A 21,412-nucleotide genomic window follows, 5' to 3' on the forward strand; every position below is an offset into this window, starting at 1 on the left:
ATTCAGTATGATATCTCTGTATTCGCGATAGGGTCGTCGTCGATATCATATGAAAATGATGCTTTAGACAGAATGATTCAACCATCCATAACAAGGTGTTATGCAGACAGCCGACCTCAGTTTGCGCCAGGTGGAAGCGTTTCGCGCGTTGATGCAATGGCGCACCGTCACGCGCGCGGCACAGGCGCTCGGCATTTCTCAACCTGCGGTGAGCCGTTTGCTTGCCGACTTCGAAGCAAAGGTGGGGTTCGCGCTTTTCGAGCGGCGCCGGGGGCGTTTGCTGCCGACCGTCGAGGCCCATACGCTGCAAGACGAAGTCGAGCGCGCGTTCTTCGGTTTCGAGCGCGTGGCTCAGGCGGCCGCGCAGATTCGCGCGCAACGGCGCGGCGTCGTGCGCGTTGCTGCTTCAGCGGATCTTTGCGCCGACTTCCTGCCGCGCGTGGCCGCCGCGTTTGCGAGCGAGCACGAAGGCGTCGATTTCGAATTGCTGACGGGCGAGGCCGCCGGGATTGCCGAGCGGGTGGCGGCGCAACGCTGCGATCTCGGTTTCGTCGCGCAAGCCGTCGCGCATCCTGGCGCGCGTCTCGAGTATCTGGGTGAATGGCCGCTGCACTGCATCGTGCCGCGCGGGCACCGGCTCGCGCGCAAGCGCGTGATTCATGCGCAAGACTGCGCGGGCGAACCCTTCATTTCGTTTGCCGCGGCGAGCGAGGCGCGCCTCTCGATCGACCGGCACTTTGCCGAATGCGGGGTGGCGCGCGAGCCCGGCGTCGAAGCGGCGCTCGCGCAATCCGTCGTGGCGATGGTGGAGGCGGGGATGGGCATCGCGCTCGTCGACGCGCTGACAGCCCAGCACGCGAGCGCGCGGGTGAGCGTGAAGCGCTTCACGCCCGCGCTTTCGGGTGCGCTCCATGTCGTGCGCGGCACGCAGCGCGCGGCGACGGCGCTGAGCGACGCGTTCGTGTGGCACGCCGCCGCCGCGCTGGCGCGGCTGCGTTGAGCCTTTCGCTCGTTAAAAGGCGTGTAAACGGCGCAAGTCAAGATTTTGCGTGAACACGCCCTTGGGGGAATGCTCCTAAAACCCGGCGGCCATAAAAAAACCAGCCAGGGCTTGCGCCTGAGGCTGGTTTGTGGGGCGTTTCGTTTTTAGCTGCGTGGTCTCGCGAGCTGCGCCGGAAGGGCTCGTCAGCCCGTTCCGGCGCCGGGCCGAAGCCCGGAGTAAAGCGTTGCTTAGAACTTGTGGCGGATGCCCAGGCTGACCATGGTCTGCGAGCTCGTAGCTGAGTTGTAGCCGTACGAGCCGATCGACGCGCCTGCGATCGACGTCGTGGTCGCGCTGTCGCGCTGCGTGCCGTTGGCGTGCTGCCAGGCCGCCACAGCGTACAGGTCGGTGCGCTTCGACAGGTTGTAGTCCGCGCCGAGCGAAACCTGGTTGTACGTGTTCGAGGTGTCGCCAGAGCCGTGCGTCCAGGTGTAGCCGAGGCCGAGCAGCAGTGCCGGGTTCAGCTGATAACCGAGGTAGCCGCCTGCGACGTTGAAGCGCTGGTTCGACGGGAATGCCGAAGCGCTGTCCCGGCGCATCTGAACGTTGCTGTAACGGCCGTTGAACGTGAACGGACCAGCGACGTATTGTGCAGCCACCGAAGCAATGCCAACCGACTTCGCCGAAGCGTAAGCCTGGGTGATCTGGCTGCCGTCCTGGAACATGGCGTCCGACGTTGCGCCCGAAGCCCAGCCGCCGTTAGCCGCGCGCGATGCCGGCGACGACGCGTTGTCCATGCGGACGTAGCCGCCGGCGACGTTGAACGAGCCGATGCCGTACGTTGCAGCAGCACCCCAGGTCTGACCCGAGCCGGTCGAGCCAGCCACGCCGCCAAACGCGTACATGCCTTCGAACTGGAAGCCTTGCAGAACTGGCGAGACGTACTTGACCGCGCTGTTCGTACGCGAGCTGTTGTCGTTGTTGTCGACGTCACCCGGGGTAGCGAACGTGCTGCCGAAGTAGTTGTCACCCGTCAGCGGCTGAACCATGTCGACCACGGGGTCGTACTGGCGGCCGAACGTGACCGTACCGTACTGGTCGTGCGACAGGCCAACGAATGCTTGACGGCCGAAGATCGCCGTGTTGCCGTTGTACTTGCCCATCTTGCCGCTGTTGATGTCGAAGCCGCTTTCCAATTGGAAAATTGCCTTAAGGCCGCCGCCCAGATCTTCCGTGCCCTTCAGGCCCCAGCGGTTACCCTGCAGGTTGCCGCCGACCAGGGCGACCAGGTTCTTGTTTTGACCTTGGCTGTTCATCGTGTGGTTGACGTACTGGATCGATTCGTCGATCACACCATAGAGGGTCACGCTGCTTTGAGCGTGAGCGGTGCCAGCTGCGGCCAAGAGGGCCAGCGAGAGGGTCGAGAGAGCGACTCGTTTCATTCTGTTTTCTCCACGCAGAAATTGTTTAGTTGTTGCGCGTTGCAGAATAACGCAGCAGGCCAGGCGACCTGAAATGAAAAAATAAAGATTGTCGCGAAAACCTGACACCGGCCAGAACCCCTTGTCAGACGGGGCCTCGGTCCACTATGCCGTTTTAAGAAATATTGGATTGTTGATCGAGCATTATTGTCGTTTTTGATAAAAGTTCCGTAAACAGCCGTTATTTTTTCGCCTTACTGCGACCTTGGGTAGCCGACTCAATTGGCGCGGCGGCATTGGGGTGGCGGCGCCTGCCGGCGGCTGTCATGGCGAGCGCGGCGCTGGCGACGAACAGCACCGAACCCCACGGGTGGCGCTTCACGTAGCGGTCCGCGGCGGCGACCGTGCGGCCCGCGTGGACCAGCGTGAGCGCGGCCGCGTAAGTGGCGCTGTCCTCCATGCGCACGACCGAACGGCGGATCTGCAGCCCCGATTTCAGCCTCCCGAACGCGCCGCCATGCGCGCTCGCGCGGCCGATCGCGCCGAGCGGAGTTTCCGATCGTGTCGATTTGTCTGCCGAAATGGCTGCCGCCAGAGCCGCAGGCATTGCCGTGGCGGCCGTGCCGCCGTTTCCGATCGGCACGGCCGATGGCGCTAGCGCAGCGGCGGGACGGTCCGCACGCTTCGTGTCGTGCCGCGCGACGATGGTGGAGGCGGCGAGCACCGAGGCCAGCTTGGCGCGGCTGCCGGGCGGTGTTTCCTCAAGGAAACCCCACGCGCCACGCGGGTCGTGCATGCGCCCGCGCGCGGCCGAGAATTCCGCGCCGAGCAGGAGCACCGCCGCTGAAAAATAGAGCCACATGAGCAGCACCGCGAGCGAGCCGGCGGCGCCGAAGGCCGTCGCCATGCCCGCGTGCGCGAGATAGAGCGCGAATAGCTTCTTGCCTGCCGAGAACAGCACTGCCGCGACGATGCCGCCCACCATCGCGTCGCGCCAGCGCACGTCGGCGTCGGGCAGGAAGCGCAGCAGGGCGCCGAACGCGACGGCCAGCACCACGAGACCCACGGCGAGCTGCATCAGGTTGCCAATGATCACATAAGGAGAATTGCCCCAGAGCCACTGACCGACGAACGTAATGGCCGTGTCGAGCACGAGCGAGACGATCAGCAGGAACGCGACGCCCAGCACGAGGCTGAACGAAATGAGCCGCACGCGCACGAGCGCCATCATGCTGGAGGGACGCTGCCCGTCCGGCGGCCAGACGATGTTCAGCGCGGAATTGAGCGAGGAGAAGGTTGCGGACGCGCCGATTACGAGCAGGGCGAGCGAGATAATCGCCGCGACGCCGCCCTTGCCGCCCGCCCGGTGCGCGTTCTGCACGATGGTGGTGATGCCCGCGGCCGCGTCGTCGCCGAGCACGTTGTGGACCTGGCGGAAGAGTTCGCCGCGGGCGGCATCGTCGCCAAAGAACCAGCCGGCCACGGCAATCACCATCACGAGCGTGGGCGCGAGCGAAAACGCCGAATAGAACGCGATGCTCGCCGCCAGCGACGGGCAGCGATTGGCGATGAACTGGCGCAACGCGCCTACCACCCACGACGCTTCCTTGCGCGCGGCGGACTGCAGTCGTTCGGTGGAAAGCGTTGACATGATGGAGCGCCCCGCGGTGGTTCTTCAGTGGTTCGTTTTCGTCACAAACATGGCTCATTCGCCATTCAATAATATTAGCAAGCGTAGTTCCCGGGCGATCTCGCGCCGCACGCGCGTAAAGCTCGCGAACATCCAGCGCGATCCGTCTCCCAAAACGTCTTATACTGAAAAAACCCACAACCAGGCCGAGGACGAATCATGCTGCAGATGTCCCGGCGCCAGTTCCTCAAGGTCACGGCTACGTCGCTGGCGGGTTCCAGCCTCGCGTTGATGGGGTTCGCGCCCGACAACGCGCTTGCCGAGGTCCGACAATACAAACTGGCGCGCACCACTGAAACCCGCAATACCTGCCCGTACTGCTCGGTTGGTTGCGGGATCCTCATGTACGGTCTCGGCGATGGCGCGAAGAATGCTACGACGAGCGTCATCCATATCGAGGGCGATCCCGATCACCCCGTCAATCGCGGCACGCTGTGCCCGAAGGGCGCGAGCCTGATCGATTTCATTCATAGCGAGAGCCGCCTCAAGTACCCCGAGTACCGGGCGGCCGGCTCGAACGAGTGGAAACGCATGTCGTGGGATGAGGCGCTCGACCGGATCGCGAAGCTGTTGAAGGAAGATCGCGACGCGAACTTCGTCGAGAAAACCGCCGACGGCAAGACCGTGAACCGCTGGTTGACCACGGGCATGCTGGCCGCATCGGCGGGCACCAACGAAGTCGGCTATCTCACGCACAAAGTGGCCCGCAGCATGGGCCTGCTAGCATTCGACAACCAGGCGCGTGTCTGACACGGCCCGACGGTGGCAGGTCTTGCCCCGACGTTTGGCCGTGGAGCGATGACGAACCATTGGGTCGACATTCGCAATGCGGACGTGATTCTGGTGATGGGCGGCAATGCGGCCGAGGCGCACCCGTGCGGCTTCAAGTGGGTCACGGAGGCGAAGGCGCACCGCAAGGCGCGGCTCATCGTGGTGGACCCGCGCTTCACGCGCACGGCATCGGTCGCGGACTTCTACGCGCCGATCCGCACGGGCACGGACGTCGCCTTTCTTGGCGCGGTGATCAGCTACTTGCTCACCAACGACAAGATCCAGCACGAGTACGTGAAGAACTACACGGACTTCTCGTTCATCGTGCGCGAAGACTACGCGTTCAACGACGGCATTTTTTCGGGCTACGATCCTCAGAAGCATTCGTACCCAGACAAGTCGTCGTGGAACTACGAGCTCGGCGACGACGGCTTCGTGAAGACCGACGACACGCTGCAGAATCCGCGCTGCGTATATCAGCTGCTCAAGCAGCATTACTCGCGCTACACGCCCGAGATGGTCGAGAAAGTGTGCGGCACGCCGAAGGACAAATTCCTGAAGGTGTGCGAAATGCTTGCGAGCACGGCCGTGCCGGGCCGCGCGGCCACGATCATGTATGCGCTCGGCTGGACCCATCACTCGATCGGCTCGCAGAATATCCGCACCGGCGCGATGGTGCAGCTCCTGCTCGGCAATATCGGCATTGCGGGCGGCGGCATGAACGCGCTGCGCGGCCACTCGAACATCCAGGGGCTGACCGACCTCGGGCTCATGTCGAACCTGCTCACGGGTTACATGACGCTGCCGTTCGAAGCGGAGCAGGACTACGACGACTACATCAAGAAGCGCGCGTCGCAGCCCATGCGGCCGAACCAGCTCAGCTACTGGCAGCATTACGGCGCATTCTTTGTGAGCTTCATGAAGTCGTGGTGGGGCGACGCAGCCACGAAGGACAACAACTGGGGCTACGACTGGCTGCCCAAGCTCGACAAGCCGTACGACCTGCTGCAGACCATCGAGCTGATGAATCAGGGCAAGGTCAACGGCTATATCTGCCAGGGCTTCAACGTCATGGCGTCCTCCCCGAACAAGGCCAAGACCGTCTCGGCGCTCAGCAAGCTCAAGTGGCTCGTGATCATGGACCCGCTCGCCATCGAAACTGCCGAGTTCTGGAAGAAGTACGGCGACTATAACGATGTCGATCCGGCTTCGATTCAAACCGAAGTGTTCCGTTTGCCCACCACGTGCTTTGCGGAAGAAAACGGCTCGCTCGTGAGTTCGAGCCGCGTGCTGCAGTGGCACTGGAAGGGTGCGGAGCCGCCGGGCGAGGCGAAGAGCGACCTCGAGATCATGTCGGGCCTGTTCCTGCGCATACGCGCCGCGTATCAGAAGGACGGCGGCAAGCTGCCCGATCCGATCGTCAAGCTCGACTGGCCCTATTCGAATCCCGCGAGCCCTACGCCGGAAGAACTGGCGAAGGAGTACAACGGCCGTGCCCTCGCCGACCTGACCGATGCGAAAGATCCGACCAAGGTGCTCGTGAAGAAGGGCGAGCAGCTCTCGGCCTTCGCGCAGCTGAAGGACGATGGCACGACCGCGAGCGGCTGCTGGATCTTCTGCGGCGCGTGGACCCAGGCGGGCAACCAGATGGGTCGGCGCGACAACGACGACCCCACGGGCATCGGGCAGACGCTCAACTGGGCCTGGGCGTGGCCGGCGAACCGGCGCGTGCTGTACAACCGTGCCTCGTGCGACGTGGCGGGCAAGCCCTTCGATCCGACCCGCAAGCTGATTGGCTGGAACGGCAGTGCATGGACGGGCGCGGACATACCCGACTACAAGGTCGATGAAGCGCCCGATCAGGGCATGGGGCCGTTCATCATGAACCCCGAGGGCGTGGCGCGTTTCTTCGCCCGCGACGGCATGAACGAAGGTCCGTTCCCTGAGCATTACGAACCGTTCGAAAACCCGCTCGGCTATAACCCGTTCCATCCGAACAACCCGCTCGCCACGAGCAATCCGGCGGCGCGCGTGTTCCCCGACGACCGCAAGACGTTTGGAACCGCGAAGCAGTTCCCGCATGTGGCGACCACGTACCGGCTCACCGAGCACTTCCACTTCTGGACGAAACACGCCCGGCTGAACGCGATCATTCAGCCGCAGCAGTTCGTCGAGATCGGCGAGGCGCTCGCGAAGGAGGTGGGCGTGGTGGCGGGCGAGCGCGTGAAGGTGTCGAGCAATCGCGGCTATCTGGTCGCGGTGGCGGTGGTCACCAAGCGCATCAAGCCGCTGACCATCGAGGGCAAGACCGTGCATCAGGTTGGCGTACCGCTGCACTGGGGCTTCACGGGACTCACGCACCCGGGCTATCTGACGAATACGCTCACGCCGCCCGTGGGCGACGGCAATTCGCAGACACCCGAGTTCAAGTCGTTCCTCGTGAAGGTCGAAAAGGCATAGGGGGCGCGAACCATGGCATTGCAATCACTCGACATCAAGCGCATCTCAGCCACGACCACGCCGCCGCCGGGCGTGCGCGAGCCGGTCACGGGCACGGTCGCGAAGCTCATCGACGTGACCAAGTGCATTGGCTGCAAGGCGTGTCAAACGGCGTGCATGGAGTGGAACGATCTGCGCGACGAAATCGGTGTCAATACGGGTGTCTACGACAATCCGCACGATCTCACCGAGCACTCGTGGACCGTCATGCGGTTCTCGGAATGGGAGAACCCGGACGGCAACCTCGAATGGCTGATTCGCAAGGACGGCTGCATGCATTGCGAGGACCCGGGCTGCCTGAAGGCGTGTCCGTCGCCGGGCGCGATCGTGCAGTATACGAACGGCATCGTGGATTTCCACCAGGAGAATTGCATTGGCTGCGGCTTTTGCATCACGGGCTGCCCATTCAATATTCCGCGCCTCTCGCAGAAGGACCGTCGCGTCTACAAATGCACGCTGTGTTCGGACCGCGTGGCGGTGGGGCAGGAACCCGCTTGCGTGAAGACCTGCCCGACGGGCGCAATCGTGTTCGGCACCAAGGAAGACATGAAGCAGCATGCGGCCGAGCGCATCGTGGACCTCAAGGAGCGCGGCTTTCAGAACGCCGGGCTCTACGATCCGCCGGGCGTGAGCGGCACGCACGTAATGTATGTGCTGCATCACGCGGACCGGCCCTCGCTTTATCACGGGCTGCCCGATAACCCGCGCATCAGCCCGATGGTGCGGCTCTGGAAGGGCGCCGCCAAGCCGATCGCACTCGGCATCATGGCGCTCACGGCGCTGGCGGGTTTCTTCCACTACACGCGAGTCGGCCCGAACGAGGTGACGGAAGAAGATGAAGTTGCCGCGCGCGACGAGGCGCGGCGCATGCGTGGCGAACCGCCCGAGGAGCGCAGCGATGAAAGACGATGAACCGCAACTGATCGAGCGCTACACGCCCAACGAGCGCAGCAACCACTGGATCACCGCGATCAGCTTCATCCTGCTCGCGCTCTCGGGCCTCGCGATGTTTCATCCGGCCATGTCCTGGCTTTATGCGGTGCTTGGCGGCGGCCAGTGGACGCGTATTTTGCATCCGTTCATCGGCATCGTGATGTTCGTCTCGTTCCTGCTCCTTGCGTTGCGCTTCTGGCATCACAACTATCTGGACAAAGACGATATCCAGTGGATGAAACAGATGGGCGACGTGCTCAACAACCGCGAAGACAGGTTGCCCGAGATCGGCCGCTACAATGCGGGCCAGAAGCTGTTATTCTTTGTGATGGTGGTTTGCCTCGTGCTGTTGCTTTTGAGCGGCATCGTGATCTGGCGGCGATATTTTTCGATCTATTTCTCGATCGAGATTATCCGGCTCTCTTCCCTGGTGCATGCGGTAGCGGCGTTCGTGCTGATGTGCGGCATCATCGTCCATATTTATGCAGCGCTTTGGGTGAAGGGGTCGATCGGCGCGATGACGCGCGGTTACGTCACCTGGGGCTGGGCGAGAAAGCATCATCCGCGCTGGTTCCGCGAGAGCATCAAGTAACGCACAGGCTGCGCGCCGCCTGCCGCGCCGTTGGCTAAGGCAGTGGCGGCGCGAGCGGCAAACCGCCGGCGCCCGCGAGGGCACGGCGGTTTTTTCTTTGTGAAGCCGTTCTGGAGCAGACCGTCGTGACGCAACGCATTCTCGACCCGCAGCAAATCGAATCGCTCGATCCTTCGGCGATTCCGCGCATCCGTCTGCCCGAGCGCTTCGCCTTTTTCAGCACGCGCGCCGTGCGCCTGCGGCATCTCGCGGACCACAATCCCATTGGCGGCTACGTGCGTCTCATGGCAGCGCTCGTCGATGCGCAGCAGGAGGCGCTCGAACATTGCAGCGCGTCCATGCCTTCGCGCGAAGCCATTGCGAACGCGCAGCATCATTGCATGCCGATACTGCCGGCGATTTCGGGCGAGCGTGATCCGCAATGGCACGCCGTGCTATTGCGTCTCGCCGATCGGGTCGAAGCGGCAGGAGCCGTCGCGCCTGCGCTCGCGAAAGTGCTAGACGAACTGCGCGCTATGAACGAAGCACAACTCGACGTCCAGGCCGATGCGGTTCTCGCGCAGCGCTACACCGAAGTCGCACCCGCCACCGCGCCGTTCATCATGGCCGCGCTGCAGGTGGTGTGGACCGACCTCGCGAGCCGCATCGACGTGCGCGATGTTCCCTATGTCGACGCACCGGGCGTATGTCCCGTGTGCGGGTCGCCGCCCGTTGCCAGCATCGTGCGCATTGGTGGCGTGTATCAGGGCTACCGGTTTGCGCAATGCAGCCTGTGCGGCACCGAGGCGCACGTGGTGCGGGTGAAGTGCACGAACTGCGATTCGACCAAGGGCATTGCGTATCACGGCATCGAAGGGGGCAATGATGCACTCAAGGCCGAATCGTGCGACGAATGCCATACGTACCGCAAGATCGGCTATCAGGAGAAAGACCTCGATTTCGAGCCGCTTGCCGACGACCTGGCGAGCCTCACGCTCGATCTGCTGATGAGCGATGCGGGCTACCGTCGCGCGAGCCCGAATCCGTTGCTGTGGCCCGAAGTGCCTGGCGACCAGTAAGGAGCCGCGCGCGCCATGAGTGAAACCATGGGACAGGCAGCGGAGCACGACGCGCACGCCCTTCATGCGCTGCTCGCGAAAATGCCGGCCGTCGAGCGCGTGATTGCCTCGGAGCAAGCGCAGCCGCTGATTGCGCAGTACGGACGCACCCAGGTGCTGGACGCGATACGCGCCACGCAGGACGGCTGGCGTCGCGATGTGCGAACTGGTGTGCCGGCGAATGGACACAAGGATGCCGAACCATTTTCGCTGGAGCGCGTGATCGCGGCGACTGCGCAACGGTTGGCCGAGCGTACGCAAAGCCGCCTGCGTGCGGTCTTCAATCTCACGGGCACAGTCCTGCACACGAATCTCGGCCGCGCGCTGCTGCCCGACGAGGCTGTAAAAGCCGTGGTGCAGGCGCTCACGCAACCCGCGAACCTCGAATTCGATCTCGCGAGCGGCAAGCGCGGCGACCGCGACGACCTGATCGACTCGCTGATCTGCGAACTGACGGGCGCTGAAGCCGCGACCGTCGTGAACAACAACGCAGCGGCCGTGCTGTTGCTGTTGAGCGCACTCGCCAATCGCAAGGAGGTCGTCGTTTCGCGCGGCGAACTGGTCGAGATCGGTGGCGCGTTTCGCATTCCCGACATCATGAGCCGGGCTGGCGCACGCCTGCGTGAAATCGGCACGACGAACCGGACGCATCTAAAGGACTACGAGGCGGCGATCAATGCCCGCACGGCGCTCCTGATGAAAGTGCATTGCAGCAACTACGCGATCAGCGGCTTTACGAAGAGTGTCGAACTCGATGAACTCGCGCCGCTGGCGCGTCAGCACGGCCTGCCCGTAGCGGTCGATCTGGGCAGCGGGACGCTCGTCGATCTCGCGCAGTGGGGCTTGCCAGCGGAACCCACGGTGCGCGCGACCGTGGAAGCGGGTGCGGACCTCGTGACCTTCAGCGGCGACAAGCTGCTGGGCGGCCCGCAGGCGGGGCTGATCGTAGGGCGCAAGGCGCTCATTGCGAAGATCAAGAAGCACCCGCTCAAGCGCGCGTTGCGGGTCGGCAAGCTCACGCTCGCTGCGCTCGAACCGGTGTTGCGGCTCTATCAGGCGCCCGAATTCTTGCGGGAGCGGCTCACTACGCTGCGCCTTCTCACACGGCCCGCATTGCAAATGCAAGAGGCCGCGCAGCGCGCGCTGCCCGCGTTTCAGCGTGCCATCGGCGAAGGGTACGCCGCGAGCGTCGAGCCGATGTTCAGCCAGATCGGCAGCGGCGCGCTGCCCGTGGACGTGCTGCCGAGCAGCGGGCTGGTCGTGCGCCACGCGGGCAAGGGCGGCAGTGGCCGCGCGCTACTCAAGCTCGAACGCGCGTTGCGCGAGCTGCCGCGGCCCGTGATCGGCCGCATTGCCGACGACGCCCTGCGTCTGGACCTGCGCTGCCTCGAACCCGCGGACGAAGCGGCGTTCGCGGCGCAACTCGCGGAGCTGCGTCTGTGATCGTCGGCACGGCGGGGCACATCGACCATGGCAAGACCACGCTGGTCCGCGCATTGACCGGCGTGGACACCGACCGCCTGAAAGAAGAGAAGGCGCGCGGCATTTCGATCGAACTGGGTTACGCGTACCTGCCGCTCGCCAACGGCGACGTGCTTGGCTTCATCGACGTGCCCGGCCACGAAAAGCTTGTCCATACGATGGCGGCAGGCGCGTGCGGCATCGACTTCGCGCTGCTCGTGATTGCGGCCGACGACGGTGTCATGCCGCAAACGCGCGAGCACCTCGCCATTCTGCAACTGCTTGGCGTGCAGCAAGGCGCCATTGCGCTGACCAAGTGCGATCGCGTGGACGCGGCGCGGCTCGCCGCCGTGCGTGCCGAAATTGCCGCGTGGCTTGCCAACACGATGCTTGCGGACGCAACCGTATTCGAGGCCCATGCTACGCAGTCGCACGACGAAGGTGTGGCGCAACTCGACGCCTGGTTGCGCGAGCGCGCGAGTACATGGCGGGCGCGACGAGACGATGGGCTCTTTCGCCTCGCAGTGGATCGCGTATTTACGCTGACGGGCCAGGGGACGGTGGTGACGGGCACCGTATTCGCCGGGCGCGTGCAGGCAGGCGACGCGCTCGTGCTCGCACCCGCCGGCACGCCTGTGCGCGTGCGCGGCCTGCATGCGCAGAATCGCGCGGTACAGGCCGGCGATGCGGGCCACGCCGGCCAGCGTTGCGCGCTCAATCTCGCGGGCATCGACAAGGCGCAGATTGCGCGCGGCGACTGGATCGTCGATGCACGGCTGGCTGAGCCGGCCGTGCGTCTCGACGTCGAACTGCAGTTGCTCGACGACGCGGGCATCACGTTGCAGCACTGGTCGCCGCTGCATGTGCATCTCGGCACGACGCATCGCGTTGCAAACGTCGCGTTGCTCGAAGGCGAAACGCTCGCGCCGGGCGCGGCTGCCCGCGTGCAGCTCGTGTTCGAAGCGCCGATGCACGCGTTGCCGGGAGACCGCTTCATTGTTCGCAACGCGCAGGCGAACCATACCGTAGGTGGAGGGCGCGTGCTCGATCCGTTCGGCCTGTCGCGGCGGCGCCGGACGCCGGAACGCCGTGCATGGCTCGACGCGTTGCGCACGTGGCTCGACGAAGCGAACCTGGCACCGCTGATCGAAGAAGCGCCGCGCGGTATTGCGCGCGCGACGTTGGTGCAGTTGACCGGTTACGACGAAGCTGCGCTTGCTTTGCCGGCCGATGTGATTTCCATCGCAGCGCAAGGACGCGAAGACGAAGGTGCGGTGATCGCACGTGCGCACTGGACGAGGCTCACCGAGCGCATTGTCCAGGCGCTCGCCGAGTTTCATGCGCGCTCGCCCGACGAGCAGGGGCCGGACGCGGCACGGTTGCGCCGCATGGCGGCACCGCTCGTGAGCGATGCCGTGTGGCGCGCCGCGATTGAAGCGCTCGAGCGCGAGGGGCGCGTGGCGCGCAGCGGGCCGTGGCTGCATCTGCCGTCACACGTGGTGACGCTCGACGCCGACGACGAAGCGCTTGCCGCGCGCCTCATGCCGCTGCTCGCACAAGGGCGTTTCGATCCACCGTGGGTGCGGGATCTCGCGCGCGAGACGCGGCAGCCGGAAGAGAAGGTGCGTGCGCTGCTGCGCAAGCTCGCGCGTTTGGGTATGGTGTATCAGGTCGTGCGCGATCTCTTTTACGATCGCGACGTGGTGCAAACGCTCGCTCGTGCCGTCGCACAGATTGCGGAGGAGCAGGGCGGCGCGGTCAATGCCGCGGCGTTTCGCGACGCCACGGCATTGGGCCGCAAGCGCGCGATCCAGATTCTGGAGTACTTCGACCGCGTTGGATATACTCGCTTTCAGCGCGATACGCATCTGCTACGGCACGATAGCCGGATGCGCGAATGGTTGTAGGCACATCGATTTCTGTTGGCGGTTGCAGGTGGTTTGGGTTTGACGAAGGAAGGCATTCGTATCCGGTGGTACGGCCGGGCTTCAAACCCGGTTGGGGGCGTCAGCCGCTCCCGGGTCAGTTCGACTCTGGCTGCCTTCCGCCAGTTTGTTTGCGGGGAGTTCGTGGGTATATATATGTGGAGGTAACCATAAAACTTCCGCCTGGAAGTTAATTGGTTTAAATATGCCCAATTTACGTTTTGTTACGTATTACGGTAGCTGCTTGCATTCCGGTAGTCGACGCTGTCGCTCCCTCCGGTTGTGGCCGTTGGGATCATAAAAATCGGGTGGTCTGCTCCGGCTCTATCTTTCTCTCTCTTCGTTGTGTGCAACTAAGGCGGATTGCGTGGACCACTCTTGATAGCCATGTCACAGACCCATCGCGTCTTCCGTAGGTTCGTCCTGGTTACCGGGCCAACTGCTTACTGAGCGGAGCAGCCCGGGCATACCTTGCGTCTGGTCTGTAGCACGTTTGACGCATCACTATGCACCTCGCCTCATTGTGCACTACGCCGATTTATCCGGCGGGCGGGGCGGGCTTTGCTCGCGCGTTGGCGAGATGGAAACAAACAATTGCGAGCGTTAATTCAACGTCTGCGGCGCATATACTTCCCGTAATCACCTCGTCCATCAGGTATCGGATTCATGCACGGCGGTAAAACATACGAATGGAAAGCGGTCGTCAGGTATTCCACAGCGTGCAGCCGGACGGTACTGAACTGAGTAAGCTGGTTTCTCTGGTCACGCCGGCCGGCAAGCGGTTCCATATGGGAGATAGCGCTCTACTGCACACGGCCGCGTAAATCGTGGAAGAAGGCAGGCGAGGCAGTAGTTGACGAACAGCCCAATTATGATAATAATATCATGTATGCGAAGCGCTGGCGCCTCGACCGTTCCCGATGCGGGTGCGCGCAAATGCGTGGTGACCACAGCAGGGTACAGGCGGCGTATCCAGGCTCAGCCCATTTTGCGACAGTGACATGAAACGGAAAGCGCTGCTTTTGCTTGCAAATCTTGCTGCTTCGGCAACCGTAAACGCGTAACGAATGCCCCCACTGCAGAGAAACATTCGCTGGCATTTGGCCTTCGGTACCGGTGGATCTGCCGGGCTGCGACGGCGGATCGTTGCAGTGCACCGCCCGGCCGCCGTGCATGATTCTATGTCCATGGTTGGCAGGAATTTCGGCGATGCGCGGATACAAACCATGACCGGCGCCGCTCGCGTGCCGAACAGATGATTTAACGCCGGAAGGGCGTACCTACGACTGCCTACCATCGCCAATCATTGTTCTGGGGAGCCGTTGCCCCGTCGGCTGGCGTCCTGTTATGGAGCCTGCGTCCCGTCCTGACGCCGTTTCTGCTCGGTGCCATGATCGCGTACGTTTTGCAACCGGGCGTGGAGTGGCTGGTACGTCATCGCGCACCACGCGGTCTTGCCGCGTTTGTCATGATTTCCGTGTTCGCCTTGCTTGTCATGCTGCTCATTTTGCTGGTATTCGTGGTCATCCAGAGGGAGGGGCCCGAACTCGCAAAACAGGTGCCTTCGTTGGCAGCCAAACTCGACGCTACGCTGCAACCCCGGCTGGCTTTCCTGGGAATCAACTACTCGCTCGATCTGGCGAATGTCCGCGACGCGTTGACGGCGCGACTGATATCAGGCGAGCACGGCGCTGTCCTCGCTGCGTGGCAGTACGTGCGTACGAGCGGCAATATGATGATGAACCTCGCGGGCAATGTGGTGCTAGTGCCGCTCGTCCTTTTCTATCTGCTCCACGACAGGCACGAGGCGCTGGAGCGCATGGAGAGTTTTGTGCCGCGGCGCTGGCTCGGAAGAACTCGGCACTTTGTTGCGGAGATCGACCACATGCTGGCGCAGTATCTCCATGGGCAACTGCTCGTCGTCGTGATACTTGCGGTGTATTACCCCACGGCTCTGGCGATCGCTGGACTGGACATCGCGCTGCCTGTCGGCCTTCTCACCGCACTTGCCGTCTTCGTCCCCTATATTGGATTCTCGACCGCGCTGGCTCTTGCGCTACTCGCTGCGTTTCTGCAATTTGGGAACTGGTACGGTTTCGCAGCGGTGGTCGCCGTATACGGAATCGGACAGATCATCGAGAGTGTCGTTCTTACACCCAGGCTCGTTGGCGAGCGCATCGGCCTGCATCCGCTGGCGGTTATTTTCTCGTTGCTGGCGTTTGGGCAACTGTTCGGTTTCTTCGGCGTGCTGCTTGCGCTGCCTGTGAGTGCCGTCGTTGATTCGGCGTTGCGAGCACTACGGTGGGGCTGTCTTGAAAGCACACTTTACCGGGACTGATCGTTTGGAGATCAGCGGTCGCTGCGCAGTGTACCGGCAGGCGGCGGATGATGCTCGATCGTCTGCCGGAGCCTGCCGTCGCTGAAGCATTAGCTTTCCTGAAGCAATGCTGAAGCGTTAAAGCGGTATTTCCGTGCCTGGCGTCATGCCGCCGTTTCGCTTGAAACGCTCGCCGCTTGTGGGGGCGCAGGGAGGGGGCGATGAGCAATCCTTTCGGCTTCAGTGCGTTTGAGGCCGAACGCCTGCAACACAATGGCCGCCGTGCTCTCGGCGAACTTTTCGTGCCTGGATCGAAGGGCCTTTCGTGCGCGAACCGCCCGCTTTGAAGATCCAGAGAGGTGAAGCTCAGCAGCTACTGCAGCGACGACAGTGCCGATGACGGAAAACACGCATAGCAGTTCGTCCGCGACCATGAAGCGTCGTTCCGAAATCCCTCGCTTCGTGTCCCGCAGTAGCCGCTGACCCAGCCCCCTGCTCAGTACCCGCGTAGATAGCCCTTCGCGTATCAGTAGTTGCCCCCAAACCGGCTCCCGGTAGGCCCGCAAAAGCGTATGACGTACCGACACTGCGATCGCTTCGGCCGGGTCGGACAACCCGGTTGCGAGACGATCAAGCGTAGTCGCGAATTCCTCGAATAACCATTCGACGAGCGCGGCGAAGATCCCTTCCTTTGAATCGAAGTGGTTATAGAAGGACCCAAATCCCACGTCGGCGGCATTCGTAATCTCGGTGATCGTGACGCTTTCCATTCCCTTTTCCGTCACCAGCGCAAACGCGGCATCGAGCAAACGAAGCCGCGTTTCGAGCTTACGTCGGGCCACGCGCGGCGATCGCGTTGCGGTGGACTCGCGACCGGAAACTGGCGCCTTCGCCAGTTTCCGACGACTCGTGCGGGAAAGCGGGACGTTGGGCATGTCAGCTCCTGGAACCATATATTGTCAGAGTTTAGATTTAAATGTCATTATTGACAATAGCATCAGTAATGGGTTTAATGTCATCCTTGCGACGGTGGAAGCGGAAAACAGTCTGGATCCACGGGCAACGAAAGCGTCTGCGAGACGCTGGTAGATACCTGGCGCCAAAGTCCGCGGGCGCCGCGCAGAAAGGCGCGCATGCATCAGCGAATGCGTCTATCAGATGGTGCCGAGCCGCTTCGAGACACGTGTGGCGATCCGCTGCGATGGCCTGTCAACAAAGCTCGGGCCGCCGGTCCATGGGGTCGTCGAAGAGGATCCGTTCCGCATCAATGGCTTCGTTTTCGCGCTACGGGCAACGCGCGCTTCTTGCAGGCGCGACTAGCCATCGGCGCGGATGACTTTTCTACCTGTATTCATCACCTGCCTTGTGAACATCGTGAAACAACCCGGTCTTGTCGCGCTGAAACGAGTGCGCTCCCTCCTGCCTTCCTTCTTTCCGTCGACGCACAAGTTGACTGTCGTCGTTGCGGCGTGCAGCGCCATCGCTCTTTGTGCATGCCACCAGACTGATGCCGTCGTCCCGGAGGCCAAGCCCGTCGTTGCGCTTGCGGTTCATCCGGATGGGCACGCTGAGAGCAACTCGCTGCCGGCACAGGTACAGGCGCGTTATTCGACGCCACTGTCGTTCCGGGTGGGAGGCAAGGTCATCGAGCGGCGAGTGCATATCGGCGATACCGTCAAGGCGGGACAGGTGGTTGCGTTGCTCGACCCGACGGATCTGCAGAACAACCTCGTCAATGCGCGCGCGCAGCTCGACGCGGCTGAGCATCGCCTCGTTTTTGCAAAGCAGCAGCTCGACCGTGATCAGGCTCAGGCGCGTGCGAACCTGATTGCTCCCGCGCAACTGGAGCAGACCGAGGATGCCTACGCTTCGGCGCTTGCGCAGCGCACTTCCGCGCTCGCCCAGATGGCGCTCGCGACGGATCATCTGCGCTATGCGACGCTGACCGCGGACCACGACGGCGTCATCACTTCCGAGGATGTGGATACCGCCCAGAACGTTCAGGCAACCCAGGCTGTGTACCACCTCGACTGGACGGGCGACGTCGATGTCGTTTGTGACGCGTCTGAAAGAACGCTGAACGCTCTCGCTGTCGGTAGCAACGCGCGCGTCACGTTGCCCGCGCTGCCCGGCAAGACTTTCGAAGCGCGGGTGCGCGAGGTTTCGGCTGCGGCCGACACGCAAAGCCGCACGTGGCGTGTGAAGCTCACGCTGACCGCACCGAGTCCCGAGGTGCGTCTTGGCATGACCGCCAATGTGGCATTCAGCGCAGCCGACGATCTCGCTGCCGGCAGTCAGGTCTTTACGCTGCCGGTGACGGCGCTCTTCCACAAGGGTGAGAATCCGGCCGTGTGGGTGGTGCGTAGAGGCAGCGACACGCTAGAGTTGCGCCCGGTCACGATCGAGCGGTACGACGAACGCACTGTCTCGTTCAGTTCGGGACTGCACGATGGCGACCGCGTCGTCCTGCAGGGCGTGCATGCCGTGAGTTCCGGGCAGCATGTGCAAGTGGTGCCTCCGCTGCATTCAGAGGACGCCTCGGTATGAACGCGCGCGACCACGAGCACGCGCTCGACAGCGCGCCGGCGAACGCTTCTGGCGAGCAAAGCGCTAGCGGTACGGGCTTCAACCTCTCTGCATGGGCGCTGCGGCACCAGCAGCTCGTGATTTTTCTGATCGGGCTGGCCACGCTTTTTGGGGTGATTGGCTATACCCATCTTGCGCAATCGGAAGACCCGCCGTTCACGTTCCGGACGATGGTCATCAAGACGTACTGGCCGGGCGCGACCGCCCGCGAAGTGCAGGAACAGATCACGGACCGGATTGGCCGCCAGCTGCAGGCGGCGCCGTATGTCGACAACATCAAGAGCTACTCGCGCCCCGGCGAGTCGATGATCTTCTTCGCGATGAAGGACTCGGCGCCTGTCAAGGAGGTGCCCGAGACCTGGTACCAGGTCCGCAAGAAGGTGGGCGATATCGCGGCGACGCTGCCGAGGGGAACGGCCGGGCCCTTCTTCAACGATGAGTTCGGTGACGTCTACACGAACATCTACGCGCTCGAAGGCGATGGCTTTACGCCCGCGCAAGTGCATGACTATGCGGATCAGCTGCGCACGGTTCTGTTGCGCGTGCCGGGCGTCGCGAAGGTCGATTACTTCGGTGACCCTGATCAGCATATCTTTGTCGAGATTTCGAACGCGCAACTCACGCGTCTGTCGATCACGCCGCAGCAACTCGCTCGTGCAATCGACGCGCAGAACACCGTCGCACCCGTCGGCACCGTTACGACGGCGGACGACCGCATATTCGTGCGGCCGAGCGGCGCGTTCAAGAATGAACAGGCGCTCGCGGACACGCTGATCACGGTCAACAACCGCTCGTTCCGTCTTGGCGATATTGCAACCATCAAGCGCGGTTATGACGATCCGCCCGTCACGCAGATGCGCGTTGGCAGCCACGCTGTGCTCGGCATCGGGGTAACGATGCAAAAGGGGGGCGACGTCATTGACCTCGGCCGGGCACTCGACGCGAAGACGGCGGAATTGCAGGCGTCGCTGCCGGCCGGCCTGAAGCTCGTGCCGGTTTCAAGCATGCCGCACGCGGTCAAGCACTCTGTAGACGACTTCGTCGAGGCGGTTGGCGAAGCGGTGGCGATCGTGCTGGTGGTCAGCCTCGTTTCGCTCGGCCTGCGCACGGGCATGGTCGTCGTCATCACGATTCCGATTGTGCTGGCCGTGACGGCGCTGTGCATGCATCTATTCGGTATCGGGCTCGACAAGGTTTCGCTCGGTACGCTCGTACTCGCGCTCGGGCTGCTCGTCGACGATGCCATCATCGCCGTCGAAATGATGGCCGTGAAGCTGGAGCAGGGCTGGAGCCGCATGCGCGCGGCGGCCTTTGCCTACACGAGCACCGCATTCCCGATGCTGACGGGCACACTCGTCACGGTCGCGGGCTTCCTGCCGATTGCGCTCGCGAAATCGAGCACGGGTGAATACACACGCTCGATCTTCGAGGTATCGGCCATTGCGCTCGTCGTTTCGTGGTTCGCTGCAGTCGTGCTGGTGCCGTTGCTGGGCTTCCATCTGCTTCCGGAGAGCAAGGCTCACGCGAGCGGTGGCCATGACCATGAACATGATGTCTATAACACGGGCTTTTACCGGCGTCTGTCGGGCTGGGTCGCGTCGTGTATCGACCGACGCTGGGTCGTGCTCGGGGTCACCGTCGTGCTCTTCGTTATTGCGATGGCGGCATTCACGCGCGTGCCGCAGCAGTTCTTCCCGAACTCCGAGCGGCCCGAACTGCTGGTCGACCTCAGGCTGCCGGAAGGCGCTTCGTTCGAGGCGACGTTACGTGAATCAAAGCGCCTCGAGAAGGTCCTCGATGGCAAGCCCGGGATCGACCATTTCGTCGACTTCGTCGGCACGGGTGCCCCGCGCTTCTATCTCCCGCTCGACCAGCAGCTGCAGCAGCCCAATTTCGCGCAGTTCGTGATCACGGCCAAAGACGTCGAAACACGCGAGGAACTGATGCACTGGCTCGACGCGAAACTGGAGAAGGACTTTTCCGGAGCTCGCACACGTGTGGCACGACTCGAAAACGGTCCGCCCGTGGGCTTTCCGATCAAGTTCCGCGTGAGCGGTGACGATATCGCGACGGTGCGATCGATCGTGGAAACGGTCGCGGGGAAAGTCCGTGCCGATTCGCGCACGCGCAACGTCCAGTTTGACTGGGACGAGCCGGCCGAACGCTCGATCTCGTTCGAGATCGACCAGAACCGCGCGCGCCAGCTTGGCGTCACGTCAGCGGACGTTTCGAGCTTCCTCGCCATGACGCTGTCCGGCTACACCGTCACGCAGTACCGCGAGCGCGACAAGCTGATCAACGTCGATCTGCGTGCGCCGAAGAGCGAGCGCGTCGATCCCGCAAAGCTCACGAGCCTTGCGATTCCGACACCGAACGGCCCGGTTCCGCTCGGCTCGCTCGGACATGTGCGCGACACGCTCGAGTACGGCGTGATCTGGGAGCGCGACCGCCAGCCGACCATCACCGTGCAGGCCGACGTGCGCGGCGACGCGCAGGGCATCGACGTGACGCACGACATCGAGAACGCACTCACGGCTGTGCGCGCAAAGCTGCCTGTGGGCTACCGGATCGAGGTGGGCGGGGCGGTCGAGGAGAGCGTGAAGGGCCAGACGTCGATCAACGCGGAAATGCCGCTGATGATCATTGCGGTGCTGACGCTGCTGATGATCCAGCTGAAGAACTTCGCGCGCACCTTCATCGTGGTGCTCACCGCACCGCTGGGTCTGATCGGCGTGGTGACTGCGCTGTTGCTGTTTGGCAAACCGTTTGGCTTCGTCGCGTTGCTTGGTGTGATCGCGATGTTCGGGATCATCATGCGCAACTCCGTCATTCTGGTGGACCAGATCGATCAGGACATCGCGGCGGGGCACCCGCGCTTTGACGCCATTATCGGCGCAACGGTGCGGCGTTTCAGGCCGATCATGCTGACGGCCGCCGCCGCCGCCGCCGTGCTCGCGCTGATTCCGCTGCTGCGCTCCGGCTTCTTCGGACCCATGGCGACCGCGCTGATGGGCGGCATCACCACCGCCACGGTGCTGACGGTGTTTTTCCTGCCCGCGCTCTACGCGACGTGCTTCAGGGTCCGTCGTGACGAGCGCGGCGAGCAACCGGTCGTCGTCGAGCATACGGAGGGTTGAT

At 63.1% G+C, this 21,412-nt stretch carries 13 protein-coding genes and 1 tRNA gene; 11 read left to right on the forward strand and 3 right to left on the reverse strand.

Going from position 1 to position 21,412, the window contains the following annotated elements; all coding sequences use genetic code 11:
* Positions 1–100: 100 nt before the first annotated feature.
* Complete coding sequence (locus M3I56_RS20505; RefSeq protein ID WP_254355558.1) at positions 101–1,000, forward strand: LysR substrate-binding domain-containing protein; 900 nt, start codon at positions 101–103, stop codon at positions 998–1,000.
* 230 nt (positions 1,001–1,230) lie between these two features.
* On the opposite strand, the gene M3I56_RS20510 is transcribed toward M3I56_RS20505, so the two are convergent.
* Together M3I56_RS20510 and M3I56_RS20515 are read right to left on the reverse strand one after the other, a co-directional pair.
* Positions 1,231–2,424, reverse strand: a complete 1,194-nt coding sequence (locus M3I56_RS20510; protein WP_254355559.1) for a porin — start codon at positions 2,422–2,424, stop codon at positions 1,231–1,233.
* Positions 2,425–2,644: 220 nt separating this feature from the next.
* Entirely contained in the window at positions 2,645–4,054 is a 1,410-nt protein-coding gene (locus M3I56_RS20515) for a YihY/virulence factor BrkB family protein (protein ID WP_254355560.1), read from the reverse strand.
* Between the two features lie 198 nt (positions 4,055–4,252).
* Here M3I56_RS20515 and fdnG point away from each other — a divergent pair, with 198 nt between their 5' ends.
* The 8 genes from fdnG (at position 4,253) to M3I56_RS20555 (ending at position 15,709) form a co-directional block, all read left to right on the forward strand.
* Complete coding sequence (gene fdnG / locus M3I56_RS20520; protein ID WP_254355561.1) at positions 4,253–7,324, forward strand: formate dehydrogenase-N subunit alpha; 3,072 nt, start codon at positions 4,253–4,255, stop codon at positions 7,322–7,324.
* A 12-nt stretch (positions 7,325–7,336) separates the two neighbouring features.
* Entirely contained in the window at positions 7,337–8,275 is a 939-nt protein-coding gene (fdxH, locus tag M3I56_RS20525; RefSeq protein ID WP_254332467.1) for a formate dehydrogenase subunit beta, read from the forward strand.
* Positions 8,262–8,888: a formate dehydrogenase subunit gamma gene (locus tag M3I56_RS20530; protein WP_254355562.1), complete on the forward strand. Its 627-nt coding sequence runs from the start codon at positions 8,262–8,264 to the stop codon at positions 8,886–8,888. The genes fdxH and M3I56_RS20530 overlap by 14 nt, the downstream gene beginning before the upstream one ends.
* Before the next feature lie 125 nt (positions 8,889–9,013).
* Entirely contained in the window at positions 9,014–9,946 is a 933-nt protein-coding gene (fdhE, locus tag M3I56_RS20535) for a formate dehydrogenase accessory protein FdhE (protein ID WP_254355563.1), read from the forward strand.
* 15 nt (positions 9,947–9,961) lie between these two features.
* The gene (gene selA, locus M3I56_RS20540; protein ID WP_254355564.1) at positions 9,962–11,428 is read left to right on the forward strand and encodes an L-seryl-tRNA(Sec) selenium transferase; all 1,467 of its coding nucleotides are present in this window, start codon (positions 9,962–9,964) and stop codon (positions 11,426–11,428) included.
* Complete coding sequence (gene selB, locus M3I56_RS20545) at positions 11,425–13,353, forward strand: selenocysteine-specific translation elongation factor (protein ID WP_254355565.1); 1,929 nt, start codon at positions 11,425–11,427, stop codon at positions 13,351–13,353. The genes selA and selB overlap by 4 nt, the downstream gene beginning before the upstream one ends.
* Before the next feature lie 47 nt (positions 13,354–13,400).
* Positions 13,401–13,496, forward strand: a tRNA-Sec gene (locus tag M3I56_RS20550).
* A gap of 1,181 nt (positions 13,497–14,677) precedes the next feature.
* The gene (locus M3I56_RS20555; RefSeq protein WP_302056926.1) at positions 14,678–15,709 is read left to right on the forward strand and encodes an AI-2E family transporter; all 1,032 of its coding nucleotides are present in this window, start codon (positions 14,678–14,680) and stop codon (positions 15,707–15,709) included.
* 143 nt (positions 15,710–15,852) lie between these two features.
* On the opposite strand, the gene M3I56_RS20560 is transcribed toward M3I56_RS20555, so the two are convergent.
* Positions 15,853–16,623, reverse strand: a complete 771-nt coding sequence (locus M3I56_RS20560; RefSeq protein ID WP_254355567.1) for a TetR/AcrR family transcriptional regulator — start codon at positions 16,621–16,623, stop codon at positions 15,853–15,855.
* A gap of 430 nt (positions 16,624–17,053) precedes the next feature.
* Between M3I56_RS20560 and M3I56_RS20565 the strand changes: the two genes are divergently transcribed.
* Positions 17,054–18,235, forward strand: coding sequence for an efflux RND transporter periplasmic adaptor subunit (locus tag M3I56_RS20565; RefSeq protein WP_254355595.1), 1,182 nt, complete (start codon positions 17,054–17,056; stop codon positions 18,233–18,235).
* A complete protein-coding gene (locus M3I56_RS20570; RefSeq protein WP_254355568.1) occupies positions 18,232–21,411 on the forward strand; it encodes an efflux RND transporter permease subunit in 3,180 nt (1,059 codons plus the stop codon). The genes M3I56_RS20565 and M3I56_RS20570 overlap by 4 nt, the downstream gene beginning before the upstream one ends.
* Position 21,412 lies beyond the last annotated feature (1 nt).

Source organism: Paraburkholderia sp. CNPSo 3281 (genome assembly GCF_024206515.1).
In the GTDB taxonomy this organism is placed as follows: Bacteria; Pseudomonadota; Gammaproteobacteria; order Burkholderiales; family Burkholderiaceae; genus Paraburkholderia; species Paraburkholderia nodosa.

Coding starts and splice junctions, on each gene's coding strand:
- fdxH (WP_254332467.1), top strand. CDS start 7,337: ATGGCATTGCAATCACTCGACATCAAGCGCATCTCAGCCACGACCACG.
- selA (WP_254355564.1), top strand. CDS start 9,962: ATGAGTGAAACCATGGGACAGGCAGCGGAGCACGACGCGCACGCCCTT.
- M3I56_RS20510 (WP_254355559.1), bottom strand. CDS start 2,424: ATGAAACGAGTCGCTCTCTCGACCCTCTCGCTGGCCCTCTTGGCCGCA.
- M3I56_RS20570 (WP_254355568.1), top strand. CDS start 18,232: ATGAACGCGCGCGACCACGAGCACGCGCTCGACAGCGCGCCGGCGAAC.
- M3I56_RS20505 (WP_254355558.1), top strand. CDS start 101: ATGCAGACAGCCGACCTCAGTTTGCGCCAGGTGGAAGCGTTTCGCGCG.
- M3I56_RS20515 (WP_254355560.1), bottom strand. CDS start 4,054: ATGTCAACGCTTTCCACCGAACGACTGCAGTCCGCCGCGCGCAAGGAA.
- M3I56_RS20530 (WP_254355562.1), top strand. CDS start 8,262: ATGAAAGACGATGAACCGCAACTGATCGAGCGCTACACGCCCAACGAG.
- M3I56_RS20560 (WP_254355567.1), bottom strand. CDS start 16,623: ATGCCCAACGTCCCGCTTTCCCGCACGAGTCGTCGGAAACTGGCGAAG.